The organism is Pseudomonas sp. Pseusp97, from assembly GCF_047304025.1.
Classification (GTDB): domain Bacteria; phylum Pseudomonadota; class Gammaproteobacteria; order Pseudomonadales; family Pseudomonadaceae; genus Pseudomonas.
The window spans coordinates 1-2,062 of record NZ_JBGLYK010000408.1 but is presented as its reverse complement, the minus strand read 5'-3'; the positions used below and the strand labels follow the sequence as shown (position 1 = coordinate 2,062).

Genomic DNA, 2,062 nt, shown 5'->3' with positions numbered 1-2,062 from the left:
TCTTACAGGTCTTCCACAGAAACATCCGCACGCTCCGGAGTGCCCCTTTCAGGAGGCCGAAGGTGATCGGAGTTTCAACGAGGCCTCCTGAACGGGGCATTCGGCGTGCGCGGATGTTTCTCTGGAAGTCTGCAGGAGCCAAAGCCAAATCGATGCGCACGCTCTTGTAGGAGCGGAGCTTCTCCGCGAATCGCCGGCAGGCGATGGTTGACGGAATATCCCCGTGACTCCGATTTCCGCCGCGACGGATTTCGCGGACAAGGTCCGCTCCTACGCAAAGCCCGGGCGCTGGTGCCAACCTGTAGGAGCGAGCTTGCTCGCGAACCGCACGGCACCACCATCCCCCTCAGGCAAAACTCACTCCGCCTCCCGCCCCAGATGCTCCTTGCGCCACGCCGCCGGCGACACGCCGAACTGCACCGCGAACCAGCGGGTGAAGGAGCTGGGCATCGAATACCCCAGAAGGTCGGCAATCCGCCCCAGCGAATAGCGCGGGTTCTCCATGTAGCGCAGCACCAGCTCACGCCGGACTTCGTTGATCAGGTCGGAGAAGGTCACGCCGTTGTCTTCCAGCCGCCGTTGCAGCGTGCGCACGTTCAGCCCCAGCGACTGGGCGATCTGCTCGATGGTCGCGCGGCCCATGGGCAGCAGCAGGTAGATGGATTTGCGCACCTCGTTCAGCGTGCTGCCATCGGTAGCGCCGGGCAGGGAATCGACGAAGCTGCGCGCATGCCGGGCCATGGCCGGGTCGGCCATGGGGTTGGCCGCGTCCAGATCGGCGGCGGGGATGACGATGCCGTTGAACTCGCTGCCGAATTCGATCTTGCAGCCGAACAGCCGGCGGTGCACCTGCATGTCCGCCGGGGCGTCGTGGCTGAAATTGACGCTGACCGGTCGCCAGTGCGGGCCGAGGAGGGCGGCGCAGAGGCGATAGAGGGTGCCCAGGGCCAGCTCCAGGCCCTGGCGCATGGGCATCGGCGGGACCGTCAGGAGCTCTTCGCGCAGGATCGCCAGCTTGCCTTCCTGGTCGATGTAGAGGGCCAGGGATTCGTTGAGCAGGTGGCGGTAGCGAATGATGGTGTCGATGGCCTCGCGCAGCGTCGCCTGGTGCGACAGCAGCAGGCTGATCACGCCGAAGTCGGCGAGCTGGCGAGATTCAGCCATGCGCAGGCCGAAGGTCTCGCAGCCGCTGATGCGCGCCGACTCCTCCAGCAGGGTCACCGCCGTGGACACGGGGATGCGCTGCTCCGGGTGATCGAGCATGGACTGGGACAGGCCCACCGCGCTCAATTGCTGGTGCGGGTTGAGGCCCAGGTGGCGGGCCACTTCCAGGTAGTTGGTGAGGGCCGCAATGCGAACCATTGGGGTCATGCCGATCGCCTTCTTGTTCTTGTGGTTGCTCCGTGCCGTCGGGGTCCGTGGACGCCGCTGGCCAGAGTGCACGCTGGCTGGGTCGATGACCTCAGATTCTAGCGACAGCTGTTACCAATCGTGTACGAAAGTTCTCACTTCGGCCAGTGCCTGCGGCGCTCTGGAATGCACCGTACGTCCCGCTGCGCACGCCACCCGTGGAGTCGGCGGGACAGCAGGCTGGCCGCGGCCTGTCATCAAATGCGAAGTGCCTGACGCTCAATGCAAAGCACCTTCACCGGGGCAGCTCTACTGTCTGTCCAACAAGTTCGAAATCACCCAAAGGTGAACCGGTGAGCATCAACAAGACTTCCACCACCGTCCTCATGGTCCCCGGCCTGCGCGATCACGTCGCCGAGCACTGGCAGACCCTGCTGCAGGACCGCCTGCCGAACGTCCGCAGCGTACCGCCGCTGACCGAGAACAAGCTGGACCTGAATGCCCGCGTCGAAGCCATCCAGCGCGGGCTGGAAAGCATCGAGGGCGAGGTGATCCTGGTCGCCCACAGCGCCGGCGTGCTGATGGTCGCTCATTGGGCCGCACGCTACAGCCGGCCGATCAAGGGCGCGCTGCTGGCAACCCCGCCGGATCTCGACGGTGACTGGCCGGCCCACTACCCCCGGCCAGAAGCCCTGGCCGAACTGGGTTGGGC

2 protein-coding genes are annotated in these 2,062 nt (G+C 65.4%); one reads left to right on the top strand and one right to left on the bottom strand.

The window, feature by feature from the left end; all coding sequences use genetic code 11:
- Positions 1-357 precede the first annotated feature (357 nt).
- On the bottom strand, positions 358-1,362 hold the full coding sequence (locus ACCC94_RS29445) for an AraC family transcriptional regulator (protein ID WP_413353120.1): 1,005 nt from the start codon (positions 1,360-1,362) through the stop codon (positions 358-360).
- Positions 1,363-1,736: 374 nt separating this feature from the next.
- Between ACCC94_RS29445 and ACCC94_RS29440 the strand changes: the two genes are divergently transcribed.
- Positions 1,737-2,062, top strand: a 326-nt coding sequence (locus ACCC94_RS29440) for an RBBP9/YdeN family alpha/beta hydrolase (protein WP_413353119.1), incomplete at its 3' end; no start/stop codon positions are given.

Bases quoted from the DNA above. Each gene is read 5' to 3' on its own strand.
- ACCC94_RS29445 (WP_413353120.1), bottom strand. From the start codon at position 1,362: ATGGTTCGCATTGCGGCCCTCACCAACTACCTGGAAGTGGCCCGCCAC.